A 23,381-nucleotide genomic window follows, 5' to 3' on the forward strand; every position below is an offset into this window, starting at 1 on the left:
CGCTGCATGTTTGAGCAATAAAAGCATAAACGCAGTGACTGCAATTAGCAAATCCTGTGCGAGATTATTTTTAGTCAGCTACATCACACTTTTATAGGTTCAGGTTTCAGTTTCGCACTTTTCACATTTTTTACAGTCCAGCAGCATGCCAAGCTTTTCTTTGCGACCTTGCTCGGTCATCACCCAGGGCCGATTTTGCCACGGCGGGGTATGCCGTACATGCTGGCCATGTCCGCAGGCCAGCTCTGCAACCCAATGCTGTTCTTCATCCAAATGAAAACCGATAATTGCCTGTTGCATGGCAAACCTCCTTTTGAGCTCAATCTGCCTCAGTACTTATCTAAAAATCTATACAGAACAAGTCATGCAAAATCACCATAAACAAAAGAATCCACACAAGCTATACTCCTTGCTAAGTCATTTTTTGAAAAAGAGCAGAGACACATGCGCGTACTTGTTGTGATGGATCCCATCGAAAATGTAAACCTGAAGAAAGACTCGACCATGGCCATGCTTTGGGCAGCAGCACGCCGTGGGCATGAGCTTGGTTATGCATTACAACAAGATTTATATATTGAGCAGGGCAAAGCTTTTGGTTTGATAGTGCCGCTACAGGTGTTTGAAGACTATGATCACTATTATGAACTCGGTGAAAAAAAGAAAGAATCCATCGCTGCTTATGATGTGGTGTTGATGCGTAAAGATCCACCTTTTGATATGAATTTTGTCTACACCACTTATATTCTGGAGCAGGCAGAACGCGAAGGTGCATGGATTGTTAACAAGCCACAAAGCCTGCGTGACTGTAATGAAAAACTGTTTGCGACCCAGTTCCCGCATCTGCAAGTTCCGACACTGGTGACTTCGCAGCAAAGCCTGATTCGTGAGTTTCTCAAAGAACAGGTCGATGTGATTGTGAAACCGCTGGATGGCATGGGGGGTACTGGAATTTTCCGCCTGTATCAGGATGGCATCAATATTGGTTCAACCATTGAAATGCTGACCAATAACGGTACCCAGCCGATTATGGCACAGCGTTATATTCCTGAAATTGTCGAAGGCGATAAACGTATCCTGATGATTAATGGCGAGCCAGTACCATATTGCTTGGCCCGTATTCCACAAAATGGTGAAGTGCGCGGCAATCTGGCGGCAGGCGGTCTGGGAGAAGCACGTCCACTGACTGAAAATGACCGCGCCATTGCGGCAAAAGTAGGCCCTTATCTTAGAGAAAAAGGTCTGGTTTTTGTAGGACTGGATGTGATTGGTAATTATGTCACTGAAATTAATGTAACCAGCCCAACCTGTATTCGTGAAATTGATGACCAGTTTGGAACCTCAATTGCCGATGATCTGTTTGCTGTATTAGAGGCAGGCCGTTCGCAGCAGGTTTAAACCAGACAGAAAAAGAGCCTCATCTGAGGTAATGCTGATCAGTTAAGGAGTTTAGAAATAGACTCTTTAATTTTTTAGTCATTCAATGCGGAGTATTAATGTTATAAATCAAATTCTTGTAAATTATTTGTTACTTTGGTTTCGCCCAAATGAGAAGCGAAGCTTCGCAAGGAAGGCATCTTGCGGAGCAACACTCCTCACCGCAAAACTCGTCAGCCTCCATCGACTAGTAAATTTGTCGCAGAAACAATCATTTTTAAATCTAGTCCTGCCTCAAACAGTTGCGGATGACTTTTCTACTTGTCAAATATGATCATGAATTTAAAAAAGAAAATTCTAGTCAATTTCTTAACTGACTGGCATTACTCATCTGAGGCTCTTTTTTATTGAGCATAACGCTTAAATAAAAGCAGCGTCATCAATATTCCTAAGATAGAAAGACAGGCTGTGACTGTCGCGATATGGGCCCATTGTTGTGTCGTGGATACCAGTGCCGCACTCAGAGGAGGTACAAAGAATTGCGCACAGGCTGAAACCTGTAAAACCAGACCGACACTGGCGGCTGCGGCATTGGCACGCGGTGCATAGCGCAGGGTAATCGCAAAGATCGTGGTCGGAATCATCCCGCCAATGAGTGAAAACAGTACGGCACTCACAAACTGTAATTCAAATGACAGCCAAGAGCTTGCCGCAAAAGTCAGCAAGCTGCTGCACAGCATGGCGATAAATCCTGTGCTTAACAGGGTTTTGGGTTTCCAGCCACCTTGCAGCAACATACCTGCGCCAAAGGTACCGCCTAAATTAGCAAGCACCACCATCGAGACCAGAGCCCCTGCGACTTTTAAATCAATCCCATGTTCGACATACAGGGTAGGCAAGAATCCAGTCACGGTTATCCACTGACTGGTATAACAGGCAAAAATAATGGCCAAACACAAAATCGGTGGGTGAGTCAGGGTCACTTTAATAATTTGCCAGAAGGAGGTATTTTCTGTGCCGGCTTGCGGGTGATTCGGCTGTACCGGTGTGACCGCTTCAAGATATAAATACCGTTTAATCATCACTGCAATGAGCAGACAGAGACTCCCTAAAATGGCCCAAATGCTTTGCCAGCTCAGGTATTCAAGCAACATGGGAATGGTAAAGACAGCAAGACTGACACCAACCCCCATATAGGAACTCCAGAGTCCCATTTTAAAATTGAGTGTTTCAGCTCGGCTGATACGTTTGAGAATGGCAGGGGCACATAAGGAGATAGTTAAAAATCCGATCCCTTCAGTAAAACGGAAGAAATACAACGCCGCGACATGCTGAATCCAGAGGCCTGCCATACTGCTGAGGCCTAAAATGATCAATGCCAAGATCAGACAGCGTTTTAAACCGACTTTTTCTGACAATGCACCAATACACAAGGCAAACAGCATCCCCGCGCCTTGAACCAGAGATAGGGAAAAACCGGCTTGCGTAAAGCTGAGACCTAAATCCTGTTGTAAAATGGGAAGAACCGCAGAAAGTTTCCCGACATGAATAGCCGCCAAATAGCCGGCCAAAATAATCCATAGGTCACGAATTGATATTTTTGACATTTATAATGATTTAATCCATTCAATCAATGTGCTAATACAGCTAAAAAAGTATATAGCGATATGGATAACATAAAATTTTATTAAGATTTATATGATTTAGGCATAAGTTAATAGAGCAATTAAACTGGTGAATGAATAGAAATTGCTGAGAAAATCCCGAAAAACAAATAGATCTAACAAATACAGTGAGGGAAAGATTAAATGAAAGAGGGTTAAAATTGTGTTTATATGTCACTTAAGTCTAAGGAAAAATGCCTGCCTGATAACAAAACTAGTTTAAACTTTAAAATCGTATGAAAAAAACAATTAATGCCTTGTTGAAATAAAGTAAATAAACTTTCAAGGCCCTACAATTGTGATTACAATTGACCACTTAAATCAGATTTCCTGTTCCATTTTTTAAATTGAAGAATTAGACCGTGACCGACGCTCAGCAAAAACAGCCTAAACATGTCATGATGATGGCCGCAGGTACGGGTGGACATGTGTTTCCAGCGTTAGCCGTTGCAAAAAACTTACAACAACAAGGGATTGAAGTGTCTTGGCTGGCTACGCCTGCAGGCATGGAAAATCGTTTATTAAAAAATCAGAATATTCCTATTTATCAAATTGATATTCAGGGTGTGCGTGGTAATGGTTTTGTACGTAAGGCCTTGGCCCCTTTTAAAATCATGAAAGCGACTTTTAGTGCCATGAAATACATGAAGCAGCTAAAAGTCGATGCCGTAGCCGGCTTTGGTGGTTATGTGGCAGGGCCGGGTGGTCTGGCTGCGCGTATTCTAGGCATTCCGGTGCTGGTTCATGAGCAGAATGCGGTGGCCGGTTTTACCAATAGCCAATTGTCGCGTGTTGCCAAGACGGTGTGTCAGGCGTTTCCGGACACCTTTCCCGCACAGGATAAAATCGTGACCACGGGCAATCCGGTGCGCCAAGAAATTAGTGACATTTTAAATCCGTCCTGGCGTTATCAGGAGCGTGAAAAAGCAGGATTACCCTTACGCATTTTAATCGTGGGCGGATCTTTGGGGGCGCAGGCCTTAAATGAACGGGTGCCTGAAGCCTTAAAACAGTTCAATGTGCCTTTAAATGTCTATCATCAGTGTGGTCAAAACCATGCTGAGGCGACGCGTGCACGTTATGCCAATGCTCCGGCAAATCTGCACGTCGAAGTCCAGCCTTTTATTGAAGATATGGCCAAAGCCTATAGTGATGCCGATGTGGTGATCTGTCGTGCTGGCGCATTGACGGTGACCGAAATTGCGACGGCAGGTGTGGCTGCGATTTTTGTACCGCTTCCAAGTGCGGTGGATGATCACCAGACTGCCAATGCCGGTTTTCTGGCCAAGATTAATGCGGCAAAAATCTGCCCACAGGCCAGCATGACCCCGGAAAGTTTAAAAACCTTATTAGAGCCGATGCTGAATCGCCAGCTATTAATGGAAATGGCGGTAAAAGCACGTCGACAGGCTCAACCCGATGCGACTCAACATGTGGTCCGTTTAATTCAAGAATTATCATTCGAGTAAACTATGTCTCCAGTAACCCCCGCTGAACAAGCGAAAAAATTAATTAAAGTGCCGGAAATGCGCCGTATCAAACACATTCATTTTGTGGGCATTGGCGGTGCAGGCATGTGTGGTATTGCCGAAGTATTGAAAAATCAGGGCTATAAAGTTTCCGGTTCAGATATCAAGGCATCCAATACCACGGCGCAGCTGGAAGAAAATGGGATCAAGGTTTATATCGGGCACACTGCAAATAATATTAAAGGGGCCAATGTGATCGTGGTGTCTACTGCGATTGACAAGGAAAACCCGGAAATTAAAACCGCGATTGAAAGTCGTATTCCTGTGGTTCGCCGTGCAGAAATGCTGGGTGAGCTGATGCGTTACCGTCATGGTATTGCGGTTGCCGGCACGCATGGCAAAACCACAACCACCAGTCTGATCACCTGTATGCTGGCAGAAGAAAACATGGATCCAACCTATGTGATCGGTGGTTTGCTGAACCGTACCGGTATGAACGCAGCCTTGGGCGCCAGCCGTTATATCGTGGCCGAAGCCGATGAGTCAGATGCTTCTTTCCTGCACCTGGAACCGATGGCTGCCGTGGTGACCAATATTGATGCCGATCATATGGATACCTATGGCGGTAGCTTCGATGTCCTAAAAGATACCTTTATCCAGTTCCTGCAAAAACTGCCATTTTACGGCTTGGCCGTAGTCTGTGGTGATGATGCCAATATCCGTGAAATCATGCCGCGGATTGCACGTCCGTTACTGACTTATGGTTTCAATGAAGACAATGACATCCGCGCAGTAGATGTTGATCAGGATGGTATGCAAACCCACTTTACCGTATTGCGTAAAGAGCGTGAGCCATTGCGTGTAACGGTCAACCAGCCAGGCTTGCATAATGTGCTGAATGCCTTGGCCGCGATTGGTATAGCAACCGATGAAGGCGTGTCTGATGCTTCAATCTGCCGTGCACTGGAAGGTTTCAGTGGTGTGGGTCGCCGCTTTGAAGTTCAGGGTGAGTTTGCGATTGAGGGTGGTGACGTGAAACTGGTGGATGACTATGGTCATCATCCAAAAGAAGTCGAAGCCACCATTAAAGCCGCGCGTCAGAGTCATCCGGATCGTCGCCTGGTGATGATGTTCCAGCCACACCGTTATAGCCGTACCCGTGACTGTTTTGATGATTTTGTGGAAGTACTTTCTACTGTAGACCAGTTATTGTTATTGGATGTTTATCCTGCCGGTGAAAAACCGATTGTAGGGGCGGACAGCCGTACTTTAGCCCGCAGCATTCGTTTACGTGGCGAAGTTGAGCCAATTCTGGTCGATGCGGTGGACGGTAATCTGAATCAGATCATGAGAAAAGTATTGCAAGCAAATGACTTGTTATTAACCCAAGGCGCAGGTAATGTTGGAGCAATCTCAGTCGAACTTGCGCAAAATCACTTATATATAAAATAGTCATCTTGCATGACTGAATTGAATTGACCAGATTGAAAAAAGTTTAAGGATATAAACGTGTCAAATGCTTCAAAATTCGGAAAAGTTGCCGTGTTGCTTGGTGGTAAATCTGCAGAGCGTGAGGTTTCTCTAGACAGTGGTACGGCGGTACTTGAGGCATTAGTGCGTTCAGGGGTCAATGCGGAAGCTTTTGACCCGCAGCAACGTAGTGTCACAGAACTGGTAAATTATGACCGTGCTTTCATTGTATTGCATGGTCGTGGTGGTGAAGACGGTCAGATTCAGGGTGTACTGGAATGGCTAAATGTGCCCTATACCGGTACGGGGGTACAAGGCTCTGCAATCGGCATGGACAAGGTCAAGACCAAGCAGGTCTGGCAGGGTTCGGAATTGCCGACAGCGCCTTATCGTATTGTTACCAAAGATTCCGATGCAGCTGATATCGTCAATTCTTTAGGCCTGCCTTTGATTATCAAACCGGTACATGAAGGTTCCAGTATCGGCATGAGCAAGGTTGAAAAAATTGAAGACTTTGCAGAAGCAATTGCCAAGGCAACTGAACATGATGCCGTGGTGATGGCAGAACAATGGATTACCGGCCGTGAATTCACCATTGTGGTTTTAAATGGTCAGGCGCTGCCTGTGATTCGTCTTGAACCACCTCAAGATGTTGCTTTCTATGATTATGAAGCCAAATATAACCGTAATGATGTGCAATATGGCATTCCATGTGGTTTGACCGAAGCTGAAGAGCAACAGTTAAAAGCCCTGAGTCTGCGTGCATTTCAGGCAGTCGGTGCCAGCGGTTGGGGCCGGATTGATGCCATGCAGGATGAACAGGGCAACTTCTGGCTGCTGGAAGTGAATACCGTACCGGGCATGACCAGTCATTCTTTGGTGCCAAAAGCGGCAGCTGCAGTCGGTTATAGTTTTGATGACCTGTGTGTTGCGATTCTGGAACAGACCCTGACCGGGTCGGCACACTAAATATGGCTCAACTTCCTGTTTCCATGCGCCGTAAACGTGCTGCGATTACCTCAATTCACGACAAGCCGCCGACACGCAAAGAAAAGCTGTCCAATTTTGGTGGCTGGTTATTGTTGTGTATTGCAGTGCTGGTGCTGGCCTTTGGAATATTGGGCTTATATAAAGTCATGACCAATACCGAAGTGGCAGAGCTGGGCGTGTTAGGTACCCGCTCGGCTGCTGAACAGCGTCAGGTCATGCAATATGTGTCACCGGTTGTGACCGAAAACTATTTTACTTCGGATCTGGAAGCGATCCGAGATCGTACCTTGGAGCTGTCCTGGGTGGATCGGGTGGTGGTTTCCCGAGCCTGGCCAAATGGCATTCGGGTACGGATCATGCCACATCATGCGATTGCACGTTGGGGCACAGGACGTTTATTGAGTGACAGTGGTGTCATTTTCACCGAAGTCACACCCAAGAATTATGAGGCATTACCGTTACTACATGGGCCAGCGAGCCATGCAGAAACCATGATGCGTCGTTATAATGAAATTAATCAGTTATTTTTGCCACACGGCATTCGTCTAAAAGAACTCTATCTCACCGAGCGAATGACCTGGTTTATGCAGTTTGATTCGGGTTTAAGAATAATTGTTGATAAAGATCAGACCATGAGCAAATTACAGCGCTTGAGCCATCTGTCTCAAAGCGACTTAAAGCCGGTCTGGTCTAAAATTTCGGCCATCGACCTGCGTTATCGCAATGGATTGTCGATACAGTGGAAAAATTCAATTCCGCCTAAAATTGTAAATGGACATTTTATTGTAACCATTGATGACACGGGCGTTGAGAATAAGGTAACAGTAAAGCCATAATGATCGGCTTTAAAAAATAGAGGCATTTAAAGCCATAAATCTAACAAACACGTAATGGTAGTAGTGAATAATGAGTGAAGCTGTTCCCTCGGTTGTGGCGATTGACATTGGGACACACAAAGTTTCAGTTTTGATTGGCAAGGTACACGCGCCAGACAATATCCAAGTGATTGGTATGGCCACCGCTCGTAACCGAGGCATGAGTAAAGGGAAAATTGTCAGTCTCGATAAAGTTATTACTGCAATTAAAAATGCCGTTCAAGAAGCAGAAGATATGGCGGAATGTCGTGTACATTCTGCCTGGGTTTCTATTCCAAGTGCCGAATTAAAAAGCTTTTATGCTTCAGGTCGTACCTCGATTGACAATAGCGAACATGCGATTACCACCAGTGAAGTGGTGCGTGCACTGGAATTGGCCAAAGCCAGTCATTTGACTTCAGATCATTATCTGGTCAGTGCTGTGCCTCTGGGTTTTGAGCTGGATGATTCACCGGAATGGGTGCTAAACCCGATTCGTATGTCGGCACATAGCATGACCGGGCATTATCATCTGATGATGCTGCCAATCAGTACCATGCAGAATATTGACCGTGCCCTGAAAGGTGCCAATATTGGCGTGGAAAAAATGGTGGTGTCGAGCCTGGCCACTGCCGAAGCCAGCCTGCTCAAAGATGAAAAAGAATATGGCGTCTGTCTGGTCGATATCGGTGCCGGCACCACCAATGTGGCGGTATATGTGGATGGTCGTCTGGCCTTAACCCATACCTTCCAGCGTGGTGGCGAGCATGTGACCCGTGATATTGCGGCGGTGTTACAGACCACGACCGAAGAAGCTGAACGCCTGAAACTGCTGTATGGCTGCGTAGACCTGAAAGTGGTTAAGCCTGACCATATGATTCAGTTCCAGGGGATTGATGGGCCACAAACCATCAGCCGGATTGAGCTGACCGAAATTATCATGGCGCGTTATGACGAGATTCTTGGATTGGTGCGTGATGAACTGGTGAAAAATGGCGCGATCCAGGGCTTGTATCATGGTGTGGTCCTGACCGGTGATGCCAGTCATATTGAAGGTATGGTGAGTTTTGTACGCCGTACCTTGGGTGTGTCAGCTCATTTGGGTAATCCACCAACGCAGGTGTATGCCGATGAACAGCATCAGGCGGCGCTACGCCGTTCGCAATATAGTACGGTCGCGGGTTTGCTGATGTTTAGTCAGAGTGATACTCAAGACACGATTGTAGAACAGGATGATGTAGAGCGATTATCGTTAACTCAGCGCGTCAAGCGGGCTTGGTCTGGCTTTAATGACACCTTGAAATCAATCTTTTAAGTCGATTTTTATTGTGAATATTGTTGAGAAGATGTAGTTAATCGGGCTTGTACTTGACAAGTTAACGCATGAGCAGCATTCTTAAAAACAATTTTATTAAGATTAAGGCAGTGTACGGGCTTAGTGACTGCCAATTATGAATTAGGAATTTTATAGGTCATGGCCTCATTTGAATTTTTCGAAGACGATCATAGCGATAGCAATGGTCAAGCCCGTTTCACTGTGTTTGGTGTAGGCGGTGCGGGTGGTAATGCTGTACAACACATGTTGCAGTCCGATATCCAGGGCGTAAAGTTTGTTTGTGCCAATACGGACAAGCAGGCACTCGATCGCATGGAAGCCGAATTTAAAATTCAGCTGGGTGAGCAAAGTACCCGTGGTCTGGGTGCAGGTGCCAATCCGCAAGTGGGTCAGACTGCAGCAGAAGAAAGCCGTGAACTGATCCGCCAGCAGCTTGAAGGGACCGATATGGTCTTTGTCACTGCGGGTATGGGCGGTGGTACCGGAACGGGTGCTGCGCCAGTGGTTGCTGAAATTGCCAAAGAAATGGGTATCCTGACGGTTGGTGTGGTGACGACGCCATTCAACTTTGAGGGCAAGCGCCGTTTACAATCTGCGGAAAAAGGCATTGAAGCGCTTGAGCAGCATGTCGACTCATTGATCATCATTCCAAATCAGCGTTTATTGAAAGTCTTCCGTGATATTTCAATGAAAGATGCCTATAAAAAAGCGGATGATGTGCTACTGAATGCGGTACGCAGTATTTTTGATCTGGTGGTACGTCCGGGTCATATCAACCTTGACTTCGCCGATTTGAAAACAGCGATGAGTACTCGTGGTTATGCCATGATGGGTGTTGGTTTAGGCCGTGGTGAAAACCGTGCCCGTCAGGCTGCTGAACAGGCTATTCGTAGCCCATTACTCGATAACGTAACCATCATGAATGCCAAAGGTATTCTGATTAACGTAACGGGTGGCGATGATGTCACTTTTGGTGAAATTGAAGAAATCACCGATGTTGTTAACCAGATTGTCGATTTGGATGAAGGTCAGGTGTTCTACGGTACGGTATTTGATCCGGATGCACGTGATGAAATCAGTGTGACCGTGATTGCAACGGGTTTAACCCGTCATGCAGCGGATTCGGTTGAACCGACCAAACGTACCAATGTACAGGCAACGCGCCCAGCAGCAGCTTCACAGGCTGTGGTAGAAGATGATGATGTACCAGCGATTCAGCGCCAACAGCATGAAACCGCTACGCCAGCGAATGTTTCAGCATCAGTTTCAAGCCCGCGTCCAACACCAATGAGTATTCAGGATTATCTTAAGAATCAACAGCGTAAATAACATGTAACATCATGTGTTTACCATGATTACACAGGAAAGGTGGCTTTTAAGCCACCTTTTTGTTTTTTCTCAATGGCCAAATATGCTAACGTATAGCGGTTTTATTGATGAACAGATGAAAGAAGCATGTTGAAACAACGTACCCTGAAACGTATCGTGAAAGCGAGCGGAATCGGTCTTCACAGTGGGCAAAAAGTCATGATTAACTTTGTGCCGCACCATGCCGATGGGGGAATTGTGTTTCGTCGTATTGACCTGAATCCGCCGGTCGACATTCCTGCCGATGCGATGCTGATTCAGGAAGCTTTCATGTGCTCGAATCTGGTTCAGGAAAATGCCAAAGTCGGTACGATTGAACATGTCATGAGTGCGATTGCCGGTTTAGGAATTGATAACCTGATTATCGAAGTCTCTGCCTCTGAAGTGCCGATTATGGATGGCAGTGCAGGCCCGTTTATCTATCTGCTCATGCAAGGTGGTCTGCAAGAACTGGATGCTGCGAAAAAATTCGTCAAGATTATTAAACCGGTTGAAGCACTGATTGATGATAAGCGTGCCATTTTTAGTCCGCACCATGGCTTCCAGCTGAATTTCACCATTGATTTTGATCATCCTGCTTTTAAAAAAGAACATCAGTCCGCCAGTATCGATTTCTCGACTGAAACTTTTGTTTATGAAGTTAGTGAAGCGCGTACCTTTGGTTTTATGAAAGATCTGGATTATCTCAAAGCCAATAATCTGGCACTGGGAGCCAGTTTGGAGAATGCCATTGGTGTGGATGAAACCGGAGTGGTGAATGAAGAGGGTCTAAGATTCTCTGATGAATTTGTACGCCATAAAATTTTGGATGCAGTCGGGGATTTGTATCTGCTTGGACATCAGATCATTGCCAAATTTGATGGTTATAAATCTGGACACGCTTTAAATAATCAGCTGTTGCGCAATGTGAAAAGTGATCCAAGCTGCTATGAAATTGTAACATTTGATGACGAGGCCAATTGTCCAATCATGTATGTGAATGTGACATAAGTCATTGTGTTTGTGTCTTTATGTTTTAGTTATTGCGTCAATAGTGTGACATGTGTCGCATAATACTGCTTTTCTAATTTATTACATTTGATTGCTATGTTACTTTTTATTGCTTGCCAAACGTAGCAAAGCTTGGCTAAGCTTAGAGTCGCTTATAAAGTCAGCTGCACCACGAAGTAATTCCTGTGTTTCTGCATTTAAGGCTCTTTCAGGTGTTGCTGCAACAGGTTGCGTTTGTGAAGGATTCCGCAAGCAAACTTGAAGTTTTGTAAGATCTGTTAATTCATTTATTTGAGAGAGTTGTGAAATGTATTGCTTTTGAAGATAGGCCAATTGACTGATCATGGCCTGGTTTTCACCGGTAATCGTTAACACACCATTTTGATAGCACACAACTTGCCAGCGTTCCGGTTGGGGCAATAGCGGTTGTACGAGTTTCGTAAGTTTCTGCCAGGCAGCAACTTGTGATGAGAGAAACGAAAAGTTTCCTGTTTTTATCTGTTTTCTGGTTTGTTGAAAAACGTTGACAGGTTCTGACATACATAATTCCTACATGTTTATGTCTTAATCTTATGCGCTTCTTTTAGTGGATATCAAGGATAGAGATCTTCAAGGAACTCGATTAAAGCAGTTTAGAGAGGTTTTTTATGCATATGCGACGTATTTTGTTGGCATTTTCTTTATCAGTTTCAGCTGCTTCGGTAGCCTTTGCAGATTTAGTCAATCTAAATCAAGAAAATGGTTCAACAGATCGTATCGAGCAATTGACGCGTACTCTGGCACAGGGTGCATATACTCATCCAGATGATATCGATATTCCGGCGCAAACCAAATTGAATGTCCAGCTACGTGAAAAGCCAGTTGAGCTTAACAATCGCACGCTGGCACAGAAGTATGCAAATACCTCATCTAATCGAGCTGCTGCAAATAGTGCTTATTCCTGGCTGATCGCTCATCCCTTACCCAATTCTCGCGTAAGTTCAAATTACGGTGGTCGTACCATGGGTGGCCGTGCTGAAAATCACTCAGGTCTTGATCTTGCAGCGCCAAGTGGTACACCAATTTATGCCACAGGCCCAGGTATTGTAACCAAATCAGGTTGGGGTACGGGTTATGGTCAATATGTTGAAATCAATCATGGCAATGGCTATTTAACACGTTATGCTCATGCTTCACGTCTTATTGCACGTGTGGGAGAGCAGGTACAGGCAGGTGATCATATTGCCAACGTTGGCTGTACTGGCCGCTGTACCGGTCCACACTTGCATTATGAAGTAGTAAAAGACGGTCAACGTAAAAACCCATCTACTTATTTGGCTATGTTACCTTAAGTATAGACCTGAATTTCTATTAGGCTCTTTATACATAAGCATCTCTCCAATAAGCATTTCAAAGCGATTAAGCTAAGGCTCTTCAACCCACATTGAAGGGTTCTTCAGATAATCGCTTTTAAGTCTGATATTATCACCAACTATTATAATGAATGTATAATAAATCTCCTATATTGACTATTTTTTGTTATGTTGTGTAATTAAACGTCACCAATCATTTAGTTCCTAAATAGTACTGCCAAATCGCATTCAGCCAGAGCCATACCTGCTGAGGTCTCAAATATGGTACATATAAGACATTAAATTAGGCTTTTAGGAACTGTAGATTATGGCGTTTTATGGCGATACAGACGCGCAAGAAACCCAAGAATGGCAAGATGCATTTGACTCTGTTTTGCAACACATGGGTACCGAGCGTGCAGCATTTTTATTAGAAAAACTTTATCAACGCGCAATTGCAAAGCATGTTCCTATTCAGCGTTTAAATACTCCCTACTTAAATACGATTTCCGTTGAAGAACAACCGGCAATGCCGGGCGACCAGGATATGGAACGCCGGATTCGTGCGCTGGTTCGCTGGAATGCCTTGGCAATGGTATTACGCGCGAATAAAACCGGTGATGATCTCGGTGGTCACCTGGCGAGTTTTGCTTCTTCCGCAACCCTTTATGATGTGGGCTTTAACCACTTCTTCCGCGCCAATAGCGACAGCTTCGGCGGCGACATGATCTATTACCAGGGTCACTGTGCACCTGGTATCTATGCGCGTTCATTTTTAGAAGGACGTTTGACTGAAGAGCATCTGAATAATTTCCGTCGTGAAGTAGGCGGTAAAGGTCTGCCATCTTATCCGCATCCTTATTTGATGCCGGACTACTGGCAGTTCCCAACCGTATCGATGGGTCTGGGCCCAATCATGTCGATTTATCAGGCACATATTCAAAAGTACCTGATGAACCGTGGCCTGATCAAAGAAGAAGATCGTAAGGTTTGGGCGTATTTGGGTGATGGCGAGATGGACGAGCCGGAAAGCCTGGGTGCAATTTCTCTGGCAGGTCGCGAAAAGCTCGATAACCTGATCTGGGTGGTGAACTGTAACTTGCAACGTCTGGATGGTCCGGTACGTGGTAATGGCAAGATCATTCAGGAACTTGAGTCACTATTCCGCGGCGCAGGCTGGCGTGTGATTAAAGTGGTGTGGGGCCGTCATTGGGATCCACTACTGGATAAAGATAAATCCGGTGCACTGAAAGCAGTGATGGAAGAAGCCGTCGATGGCGATTTCCAGCGTTACCAGGTCAAAGGTGGTGCTTACGCACGTGAAAAGTTCTTCGGTAAATACCCAGAAGCCAAAGAGCTGGTCAAGGATTTAAGCGACGAAGATATTGATAATCTGAACCGCGGTGGCCACGACCCGTACAAAGTCTTTGCGGCTTATGCCGAAGCATGTACGGCCAAAGGTCAGCCGACCGTGATTCTGGCGAAAACCGTCAAAGGTTATGGTTTGTCCGAGGAAATCGAAGCAGTCAACAAAACTCACCAAATCAAGAAGATGCAAATCAATTCTTTGAAATACGTGCGTGACCGTTTCAATCTTCCGTTCACCGATGAACAGCTGGAAGAAGTACCATTCTACCGTCCAAGTGAAAATTCGCCTGAAATCAAATATATGAAGGCGCGTCGTGAAGCATTGGGTGGTTATCTGCCGGCACGTCGTAAGGAAAGCGAACAGCTGGCGATTCCTGGACTTTCAGTATTTGATTCGGTCTTGGCCGGTTCAAATGGTAAAGAACAATCGACCACGATGGTGATGGTACGTTTAATCTCTGCGCTTCTTAAAGAGAAAGCAATTAAAGACCGTGTTGTTCCGATTGTGCCAGATGAAGCACGTACTTTTGGTTTGGAGGGCATGTTCCGCCAGCTCGGTATCTATGCTGCGCATGGTCAGAAATATACGCCTGAAGACCAAGAACAGTTGATGCATTATCGTGAAGCCAAAGACGGACACATGTTGCAAGAAGGAATTAACGAAGCCGGCGCCATGAGTGCCTGGGCCGCGTTAGGCACCAGTTATTCAACCAATAACCTGCCAATGATCCCGATGTACATGTACTACTCGATGTTCGGTTTCCAGCGTATCGGTGATATTGCATGGGCAGCCGGTGATGCACAGGCACAAGGTTTCTTGCTCGGTGCAACTGCAGGTCGTACTACACTAAACGGCGAAGGCTTGCAGCATCAGGATGGTCATTCCCATATTCTGGCCAATACCATTCCAAACTGTGTCTCTTATGACCCATGTTTTGGTTATGAACTGGCAGTGATCGTGCATGACGGTTTACAACGTATGTATGTGAATCAGGAACGTGTGTTCTATTACCTGACCGTGATGAACGAAAACTACGAGCATCCGGAAATGCCAAAAGGTGTTGAAGAAGGCATCAAGCGTGGTATGTACTTACTGGAAGAAGATGAAAAAGCCACGGTTCAGTTACTGGGCTCGGGTGTGATCCTGCGTGAAGTGATCAAGGCGGCGAAGATTCTGCGTGAGGAATATCAAATTCACTCAAATGTCTACAGTGTCACCAGCTTCAATGAACTGGCACGTGATGGTATGGCATGTGAAGAATACAACCGCCTGCATCCACTTGCTGAGGATGTGAAAGAAGCATGGATATCGAAACAGCTACGCGGTACCGAAGGTATTGTGGTGTCTGCAACTGATCATATGCGTGCCTATAGCGAACAGATTCGTGCCTATCTTCCAGATGGCCGCCCATTTGTGGCACTCGGTACCGATGGTTATGGCCGTTCAGATACACGTGGTAATTTACGTAGCTACTTCGGTGTCGATGCTGCCCATATTGTGGTGGCAACTCTGAAAAAACTGGCAGATGAAGGTGAAGTTGATCCGCGCCTGGTGAAAGACGCGATCTCGACGTTTGAGCTGGATACCGATCGTCCGGTGGCTTGGGCACCGCAAGACACCCCATCTGTACATGCTGTTGCTGACTACAAAGAGGAGAACTAAGCATGCAAATTACGACTCCCGATATTGGTGTAGATCAGGCAACCGTGGCCGAAATTCTGGTCAAAGTCGGTGATACGATTGCGATTGATGACAGCATCGTGTTGCTTGAATCCGATAAAGCCTCTGTTGAAGTGCCCAGCACTTCAGCAGGGGTGGTGAAAAGCATTCTGGTCAGTCAGGGTGATGAAGTGACTGAAGGCGCGGTACTGATTGAACTGCAAGCTGAAGATGGCAGTACGGATGTGGTCGAGCCACAGCAAGCAGATGCCTCACAAAAAACCTCAGAAAATACACCTACGTCTTTGCCTGATCAGGAAATCATGCAAGAACTGGCATCACATCAGCCAAAAGTTTCTGCTGCGCCTGAGGCTCAAGCAAGTTCACAAGTGGTCGATGTTCAAGTCCCCGATATTGGTGTAGAGAAAGCCACTGTCGGTGAAATTCTGGTCTCTGTCGGTGATGAAATCGAGGTGGATCAAAGCATCGTGGTGGTGGAATCGGACAAGGCGACTGTTGAAGTGCCAAGTACGGTTGCAGGTACGGTGGAATCCATCGACATTAAAGAAGGCGACACGATTAAAGAAGGTGTGGTGATTCTAAAAGTGAAAACTTCAGGATCGACCCCGACTGTTGCAGCAGAAGCGCCAAAAGCTGAAGCTGCGCCAGTTCAAGATGCTAAAGCGGAGCCAGTGGCTCAAGCTGCAGCAGCACCTGCGGGTGAGGTTGAAGTGATGGTGCCTGACCTCGGGGTAGACAAAGCAGCTGTGGCTGAAATTCTGGTTTCTGTCGGTGATACGGTTGAAAAAGACCAGAGCATCATTGTGGTGGAATCAGACAAAGCCACGGTTGAAGTGCCAAGCACAACTGCTGGGGTGATCAAGGCGATTCATGTTGAGCTGGGACAAAATGTCTCTGAAGGCATTGCACTGATGACAATTCAAGCTGAAGCGCAAGCAGAGGCTGCACCTGTTGCGGCTAAAGCGGAAGCACCGAAAGCAGCTGTTGCACCAGTAGAGACCACCAAAGCAGCACCTGCGGCATCTTCTACTCCAGCGGTGGCGACCTCTGACAATGCCGACAAGCTGACGAAAGAGCAGAATGTCGCCAACTCGAAAGTCTATGCCGGCCCTGCTGTACGTAAACTGGCGCGTGAACTGGGCGTAGTATTGTCAGAAGTTCAGGCTTCAGGTTCCAATGCCCGGGTGATGAAAGAAGATCTGAAGGCTTATGTCAAAGCGCGCCTGACTGCGCCGCAGGCTGCTCCTGTAGCCGCTGCTGTTCAAGCCGCAGGTCTACCAAAATTGCCAGACTTTAGTGCTTTTGGTGGTGTGGAAGAGAAAGCCTTAACGCGTTTGCAACAAGTGTCTATTCCGCAGTTGTCGCTGAATAATTTCATTCCGCAAGTGACCCAGTTTGATGCAGCCGATATTACTGAACTGGAAGCGTGGCGTAATGAGCTGAAAGGCAACTTCAAGAAAGAAGGCCTGAGCCTGACCATTATGGCCTTCATCATCAAAGCAGTTGCGCACTTGTTAAAAGAAGAGCGCGAGTTTGCTGGTCACTTGGCCGATGATGGCAAGTCAGTCCTGCTACGTAACGAGATCCATATGGGGATCGCGGTGGCAACGCCAGATGGTTTAACGGTTCCGGTATTGCGTCATCCCGATCAGAAGTCGATTAAACAGATTGCCACTGAGCTGGGAAGCTTGGGTCAAAAAGCGCGTGACAAGAAATTGTCGCCAAAAGATCTGCAAGGGGCGAACTTTACCATTACCAGCCTGGGCTCAATTGGTGGTACTGCATTTACGCCGCTGGTGAACTGGCCGCAAGTGGCAATTCTGGGAATTTCACCTGCCACCATGCAACCGGTCTGGAATGGTGAAGGTTTTGATCCACGCTTGATGCTACCGTTGTCTTTGTCATACGATCACCGTGTGATTAATGGTGCAGATGCTGCGCGTTTCACCAACAAGCTGACCCAGCTGCTTAAAGATATTCGTACTTTATTGATCTAATCTGATCAGATCATTTCAATCATAAACCTTGCTTCGGCGGGGTTTATTTTTGCCACATTGAAAAATAATGGATTTGATTCTATACTTGGCGCACTTCATTGGGGAGTAGCCGCCTTTTGCGCAAAGCAGAAGGGTGATGGTCAACATATTTGTCCTGAACCGGACATGGTCATCATAGCAAAGAACCAAATGAGCTTCTCGAAGCTTTCTTTTGTTGGCAAGACCTTTGATTTACCACTCTGCAGATTTTGGCTAGCAGGAGCGGTGAGTCATTGGTATTGGATGCTAGCCAGAGAAAGACCTCATGTATGAATTCTTACTGTCGACCGCAATCGTGGCACTGGCTGAAATGGGTGACAAAACCCAACTGCTGGCTTTGCTGCTTGCCGCACGTTTTCGCAAACCCGTTCCTATTTTAGTTGCTATTTTATTGGCGACGCTGATTAACCATGGCCTTTCTGCGGTATTGGGACAATGGATCACCACGGTGATTGGGCCGGAAGTGTTGCTGTGGATTGTGTCGATTGGTTTTATTGCGATGGCGGCCTGGATGCTGATTCCGGATGAACTCGGAGATGAAAATGCCAGTATCAATAAATGGCAAAAATTCGGGGTATTTGCTGCGACCTTCATTTTGTTCTTTCTGGCAGAAATTGGCGATAAAACCCAGATTGCCACAGTCGCGCTGGCAGCACGTTTCGATAGTATATTCTGGGTGATGCTCGGTACCACTTTGGGGATGATGCTGGCCAATGCACCTGCGGTATTTCTAGGAGATAAACTGGCGAACAGGCTGCCGATCAGCCTGATTCATAAAATTGGCGCGGCCATTTTCCTGGTGATTGGTGTCGCCACTCTGCTTCAATATTATTTATTTTAAAAATACAGTAATAATTGCATGAATCCTGAGCTAAAAACTCAGGATTTTTTATGCCTAAAATAAGCTTAAAACTTTGATAAGTAGTGTGATATGGCCAGTTTTATTGATTGTAAGTTCAACTAAATACTTATATGTTATATGGGTATAAAACAGCACTTTTAAATTTAAATCGGGGAATATATACATGGTTTTTGAACGCACCACATCGCAGGTCCTGTTTGATGACGGGACACATAAATGCATCAGTTTTACCAGTCTGGTCAAAGGTGAAGGCGTTCAGGCAAACCAGTTTTTAATCATTGATAACGAGCGGGCGGCGGTACTCGATCCGGGTGGTGATCTCACCTATGTTCCGCTAACCATGGAACTGAATAAATACACCCGGTTGACCAATCTGGATTATGTCATGGCTTCGCATCAGGATCCTGACATCATTACTTCGATGCCACGCTGGCTGGTATATACCGATGCCAAAGTGGTGGCTTCCAAGCTCTGGGCGCGTTTCTTGCCACATTTAAACTCGGCTTTTATGAGTGACCGGATGAAAGGCAACTGGCTAGATCGGCTGGTCGAGCTCCCGGATCATGGTCAGATCATTCCTCTGGGTAATGCCAATATTGTGGCGGTACCAGCGCATTTTCTGCATTCAGTCGGCAATTTCCAGTTTTATGATCCGATTGCCAAGATCCTGTTTTCGGGAGATATGGGTGCATCGATGGTCGATGATGCTGCCAAACCATTGGAAAACTTTGCTGCGCATATCCCAAAAATGAAAAGCTTTCATCAGCGTTATATGTGCAATAACAAGGTGATTCGTCTTTGGGTGAACATGGTGCGGGGCATGGATATCGAGATGATTGTGCCGCAGCATGGCACGCCTTTTATGGGTAAAGAGCAGATCACCCAGTTTCTGGACTGGATTGAAACGCTGCAATGTGGCACCGACCTGATGGACGAAACTGTTTTTACCTGTCCTGAATAGTTCACAGAAAAATAAAATTTTTCTTGTGTAGAAAAACAACATTTTTTATATTTCTTCTCCAAAAAACTTTTTTTTGATCATGAGAACTTATAAGAAATGTTATCTCAAGTTCCAACACCAGATGCATGTTTAAGCTGCGGGGCGTGCTGCGCCTATTTCAGGGTTTCGTTTTACTGGGCAGAAGGGATTCATATGCCTGAGCATTATACGGAACCTGTAACAGCAGTTTATTCATGTATGGCTGGAACCAATCAAAAAAATCCACGCTGTATTGCACTGGATGGCACCATCGGCCAGCAGGTCAGTTGCGGTATGTATGAGCTGCGCAGTTCATCCTGCAAAGAAGTACAGATCGCCGATGATCAATGCAATAAAGCCCGTTTGGCACATAATATGTTGCCTTTTATTCAGATTGAAAATGATGAAGCTGACAATGATGACAGTTTTGAATACGTCAGCTAAATCGACCCAAAGCAGAGTTTAGGCTCTGCTTTTTAGCTTTTCAAAGTATCGGGATTGAGTTCAAGCATCAGGCTACTGTGGTCAGTTCTTTTCTGATGTCGTAGTTCTCAAATTGATTCACTGGAAAAAATCCAGCCCTCAAAACTATTTTAATGCAAAAATAATTTTGCAATTGCAATGAAATTTAAGTCGATATTTGTTTATAATAGTGCACGGAAATTACCAGTGAGACTGTTATGTTGACCATCGTTCAAGACGCGTTAACCTTCGATGATGTCCTATTACTCCCTGCCTATTCTACTGTTCTCCCAAAAGATGTCTCTCTAAAGACACGCCTGACCCGTGGCATTAACCTGAATATTCCTCTTGTGTCTGCAGCGATGGATACGGTGACTGAGTCCCGTATGGCAATTGCAATGGCGCAAAACGGTGGTATCGGTATTTTGCACAAGAACATGGATATCGCTGTTCAGGCTGCAGAAGTGCGCCGTGTGAAAAAATTCGAAGCGGGTATGGTCAAAGACCCGATTACAGTTACTCCTGAAACCACAGTACGTGAATTGATTGCTTTGACTCAAGCCAACAATATCAGTGGTGTACCAGTGGTGAAAGATGGCAAAGTGGTCGGTATTGTGACAGGTCGCGATACACGCTTTGAAACCAATCTTGAGCAGCCAGTCAGCAACATCATGACTGGTCAGGATCGTCTGGTAACAGTTCGCGAAGGCGAATCGAAAGAAAATATCCAAGCCTTATTACAGCAGCACCGTATTGAAAAAGTATTGGTGGTGAATGATCAGCAAGAGCTGAAAGGCTTGATTACGGTGACAGATTTCCGTAAAGCTGAACTTTATCCAAACAGCTGTAAAGATGATTTAGGTCGTCTACGTGTCGGTGCTGCAGTCGGTACCGGTGCAGAAACCCCAAGCCGTGTTGAAGCGCTGGTTGAAGCCGGTGTCGATGCGATTGTTGTCGATACAGCACATGGTCATTCTGCGGGTGTGATCGAACGGGTACGTTGGGTTAAAGCCAACTATCCACAAGTTCAGGTGATTGGCGGTAACATCGCAACTGGCGATGCTGCATTGGCTTTGCTTGATGCAGGTGCGGATGCGGTTAAAGTCGGGATTGGTCCGGGTTCAATCTGTACCACACGTATTGTGGCCGGTATTGGTATGCCGCAAATTTCTGCAATCGATTCTGTTGCTAATGCGCTGAAAGATCAGATTCCGTTGATCGCGGATGGTGGTATCCGTTTCTCTGGCGATATGGCCAAAGCGATTGGTGCGGGTGCAAGTACCATTATGGTTGGTTCATTGATGGCCGGTACTGAAGAAGCACCGGGTGAAGTTGAATTCTTCCAAGGCCGTTACTACAAAGCCTACCGCGGTATGGGTTCGTTGGGTGCCATGGCGGGTGCAACCGGTTCGGCTGACCGTTACTTCCAGGACTCTAAAGCCGGTGCCGAGAAACTGGTTCCTGAAGGCATTGAAGGTCGCGTACCGTACAAAGGTCCAATGGGCAATATCGTGCATCAGATGATGGGCGGCCTACGTTCTTCGATGGGTTATACCGGTTCTGCCGTGATTGAAGACCTGCGTCAAAATGCCAAGTTTGTGAAAATCACTTCTGCCGGTATGTCGGAATCACATGTGCATGATGTGACCATTACCAAAGAAGCACCCAACTATCGCGTGGGTTAATCTCCTGTGATTTAAAATTTTTAAAAGCCGTCATGCAAATGACGGCTTTTTTATTTTGGTGTAAAGTGTGGCACAGGGAAAAAATGGGTGAGATCAATCATCCGCTAAGAAGTGAGATAAAGATGAGTTATTTTGGTACGGATGGTATTCGTGGAAAGTTTGGCGAATTGCCGATTACCCCTGAGTTTGCCCTGAAATTGGGGTTTGCAGCCGGTAAGGTTTTAAAGCGTCATAGTAAAAAAGCCAAGCCCTTGGTGGTTTTGGGTAAAGATACCCGTTTGTCTGGCTATATCCTGGAAGCCGCCTTGCAGGCAGGTTTAAATGCGGCTGGCGTCTATGTTCATCTTTTAGGCCCACTGCCAACACCGGCGATTGCCCATTTGACCCGCGCCTTGCATGCCAGCCTGGGAATTGTAATTTCTGCTTCGCATAATCCGTATTTCGATAACGGTATTAAGTTTTTCTCGGCGGAAGGCAAGAAATTACCGGATGCCTTGCAAGAAGAAATCAATCAGGAACTCGAACAAGATTTCATCATTGAAGATACCGCGAGCCTGGGTAAAAGTATCCGGGTCAAAGATGCCAATGGTCGCTATATTGAATTCTGTAAATCGACTTTCCCCTATCATCTGGACTTGAATGAACTCACCATTGTGGTGGATTGTGCCAATGGTGCCGCCTATAACGTCGGGCCTGCTGTGTTCCGTGAGCTGGGCGCACGTGTGATTGCCATTCATAATGAACCGACCGGGTTAAATATAAATAAAGACTGTGGTTCGACTCATCCTGAAAGCTTGCAACAAGCCGTGATCCAGCATCAGGCCGACTTAGGTGTTGCTTTTGATGGCGATGCCGACCGTGTAGTTCTGGTGGATAAGTCTGGAAAGCTGATTGATGGCGACCATATTCTGTATATTCTTGCCACGCAAAGCTCGAAAAAGCCGGCAGGTATCGTCGGTACCTTAATGAGCAATATGGCACTGGAACTGGCACTGGAAAAAGCTCAAGTGCCATTATTACGTGCCAAAGTCGGCGACCGTTATGTGTTGCAAGGTCTGGAAGAAAACGGCTGGACGATTGGTGGCGAGCCTTCTGGGCATATTCTGACCTTGGACAAGAGCACCACCGGTGATGCGATTATTGCCGCCTTGCAAGTGCTGACAGTCATGGTTGAACAGAAGAAAGCCCTGCATGAGCTGGTGGCTGATTTTCAACTGTTGCCAAATGTCCTGGTCAATGTGCGTTTAGATGCCATGTTTGATCCTTATTCAGTACCGGCCTTGGCCGCTGAATTTGAAAAAGCCGAACAGCAGCTTAAAGGGCGTGGCCGCTTGTTGATTCGTAAATCAGGCACTGAACCGGTGATTCGTGTCATGGTGGAAGGCGAAGATTTAAGTGAAGTGACTGCACTGGCAAATTCATTAGCTGATGCTGTACGTGCCAATGCCGCTTAGAGGAAGAA

Annotated in this window: 19 protein-coding genes and 1 riboswitch; of the genes, 16 read left to right on the plus strand and 3 right to left on the minus strand. The window is 46.1% G+C overall.

Annotated features, from left to right (window positions below; translation table 11 throughout):
• Nucleotides 1–99 precede the first annotated feature (99 nt).
• Entirely contained in the window at nt 100–300 is a 201-nt protein-coding gene (locus FTU82_RS05560; RefSeq protein WP_004281307.1) for a DUF3565 domain-containing protein, read from the minus strand.
• A gap of 144 nt (nt 301–444) precedes the next feature.
• Here FTU82_RS05560 and gshB point away from each other — a divergent pair, with 144 nt between their 5' ends.
• Nucleotides 445–1,395, plus strand: coding sequence for a glutathione synthase (gene gshB / locus FTU82_RS05565; protein ID WP_180001020.1), 951 nt, complete (start codon nt 445–447; stop codon nt 1,393–1,395).
• Nucleotides 1,396–1,778: 383 nt separating this feature from the next.
• Here gshB and FTU82_RS05570 read toward each other — a convergent pair whose 3' ends face one another.
• Nucleotides 1,779–2,981 carry a CynX/NimT family MFS transporter gene (locus FTU82_RS05570; RefSeq protein ID WP_180001019.1) on the minus strand — a complete coding sequence of 401 codons (1,203 nt, stop codon included), beginning with the start codon at nt 2,979–2,981 and terminating at the stop codon, nt 1,779–1,781.
• Nucleotides 2,982–3,400: 419 nt separating this feature from the next.
• Here FTU82_RS05570 and murG point away from each other — a divergent pair, with 419 nt between their 5' ends.
• The 7 genes from murG to lpxC all read left to right on the plus strand — a co-directional run bounded on the left by murG (nt 3,401) and on the right by lpxC (nt 11,515).
• A complete protein-coding gene (murG, locus tag FTU82_RS05575) occupies nt 3,401–4,507 on the plus strand; it encodes an undecaprenyldiphospho-muramoylpentapeptide beta-N-acetylglucosaminyltransferase (RefSeq protein ID WP_100356984.1) in 1,107 nt (368 codons plus the stop codon).
• A gap of 3 nt (nt 4,508–4,510) precedes the next feature.
• Nucleotides 4,511–5,959: a UDP-N-acetylmuramate--L-alanine ligase gene (gene murC / locus FTU82_RS05580; RefSeq protein WP_180001018.1), complete on the plus strand. Its 1,449-nt coding sequence runs from the start codon at nt 4,511–4,513 to the stop codon at nt 5,957–5,959.
• 57 nt (nt 5,960–6,016) lie between these two features.
• Entirely contained in the window at nt 6,017–6,946 is a 930-nt protein-coding gene (locus tag FTU82_RS05585; RefSeq protein WP_005173261.1) for a D-alanine--D-alanine ligase, read from the plus strand.
• Between the two features lie 2 nt (nt 6,947–6,948).
• Complete coding sequence (locus FTU82_RS05590) at nt 6,949–7,803, plus strand: cell division protein FtsQ/DivIB (RefSeq protein ID WP_180001017.1); 855 nt, start codon at nt 6,949–6,951, stop codon at nt 7,801–7,803.
• A gap of 70 nt (nt 7,804–7,873) precedes the next feature.
• Complete coding sequence (gene ftsA, locus FTU82_RS05595; RefSeq protein WP_100354935.1) at nt 7,874–9,136, plus strand: cell division protein FtsA; 1,263 nt, start codon at nt 7,874–7,876, stop codon at nt 9,134–9,136.
• A 159-nt stretch (nt 9,137–9,295) separates the two neighbouring features.
• On the plus strand, nt 9,296–10,486 hold the full coding sequence (gene ftsZ / locus FTU82_RS05600; protein WP_074383861.1) for a cell division protein FtsZ: 1,191 nt from the start codon (nt 9,296–9,298) through the stop codon (nt 10,484–10,486).
• A 126-nt stretch (nt 10,487–10,612) separates the two neighbouring features.
• Nucleotides 10,613–11,515 (plus strand): UDP-3-O-acyl-N-acetylglucosamine deacetylase, encoded by a 903-nt coding sequence (gene lpxC / locus FTU82_RS05605; protein WP_005095032.1) that lies wholly within the window; start codon nt 10,613–10,615, stop codon nt 11,513–11,515.
• A 99-nt stretch (nt 11,516–11,614) separates the two neighbouring features.
• Here lpxC and FTU82_RS05610 read toward each other — a convergent pair whose 3' ends face one another.
• Nucleotides 11,615–12,055: a DciA family protein gene (locus FTU82_RS05610; RefSeq protein ID WP_180001016.1), complete on the minus strand. Its 441-nt coding sequence runs from the start codon at nt 12,053–12,055 to the stop codon at nt 11,615–11,617.
• A 107-nt stretch (nt 12,056–12,162) separates the two neighbouring features.
• Here FTU82_RS05610 and FTU82_RS05615 point away from each other — a divergent pair, with 107 nt between their 5' ends.
• The 8 genes from FTU82_RS05615 (at nt 12,163) to glmM (ending at nt 23,373) form a co-directional block, all read left to right on the plus strand.
• Nucleotides 12,163–12,846, plus strand: a complete 684-nt coding sequence (locus tag FTU82_RS05615) for a M23 family metallopeptidase (protein ID WP_005173245.1) — start codon at nt 12,163–12,165, stop codon at nt 12,844–12,846.
• Between the two features lie 328 nt (nt 12,847–13,174).
• Entirely contained in the window at nt 13,175–15,877 is a 2,703-nt protein-coding gene (gene aceE, locus FTU82_RS05620) for a pyruvate dehydrogenase (acetyl-transferring), homodimeric type (RefSeq protein WP_100354934.1), read from the plus strand.
• A 2-nt stretch (nt 15,878–15,879) separates the two neighbouring features.
• Nucleotides 15,880–17,892, plus strand: coding sequence for a 2-oxo acid dehydrogenase subunit E2 (locus tag FTU82_RS05625; RefSeq protein ID WP_180001014.1), 2,013 nt, complete (start codon nt 15,880–15,882; stop codon nt 17,890–17,892).
• An 88-nt stretch (nt 17,893–17,980) separates the two neighbouring features.
• A riboswitch (yybP-ykoY riboswitch) is annotated at nt 17,981–18,123 on the plus strand.
• A 73-nt stretch (nt 18,124–18,196) separates the two neighbouring features.
• Entirely contained in the window at nt 18,197–18,772 is a 576-nt protein-coding gene (locus tag FTU82_RS05630) for a TMEM165/GDT1 family protein (protein WP_005173234.1), read from the plus strand.
• A 184-nt stretch (nt 18,773–18,956) separates the two neighbouring features.
• Complete coding sequence (locus FTU82_RS05635) at nt 18,957–19,754, plus strand: MBL fold metallo-hydrolase (RefSeq protein WP_005095047.1); 798 nt, start codon at nt 18,957–18,959, stop codon at nt 19,752–19,754.
• Between the two features lie 96 nt (nt 19,755–19,850).
• On the plus strand, nt 19,851–20,216 hold the full coding sequence (locus FTU82_RS05640) for a YkgJ family cysteine cluster protein (RefSeq protein ID WP_074383866.1): 366 nt from the start codon (nt 19,851–19,853) through the stop codon (nt 20,214–20,216).
• 236 nt (nt 20,217–20,452) lie between these two features.
• Nucleotides 20,453–21,919, plus strand: coding sequence for an IMP dehydrogenase (guaB, locus tag FTU82_RS05645; RefSeq protein WP_005095051.1), 1,467 nt, complete (start codon nt 20,453–20,455; stop codon nt 21,917–21,919).
• Between the two features lie 122 nt (nt 21,920–22,041).
• The gene (gene glmM / locus FTU82_RS05650) at nt 22,042–23,373 is read left to right on the plus strand and encodes a phosphoglucosamine mutase (protein ID WP_034608847.1); all 1,332 of its coding nucleotides are present in this window, start codon (nt 22,042–22,044) and stop codon (nt 23,371–23,373) included.
• Nucleotides 23,374–23,381: the final 8 nt, after the last annotated feature.

Source organism: Acinetobacter sp. YH12151 (assembly GCF_013418355.1).
GTDB lineage: Bacteria > Pseudomonadota > Gammaproteobacteria > Pseudomonadales > Moraxellaceae > Acinetobacter > Acinetobacter pseudolwoffii.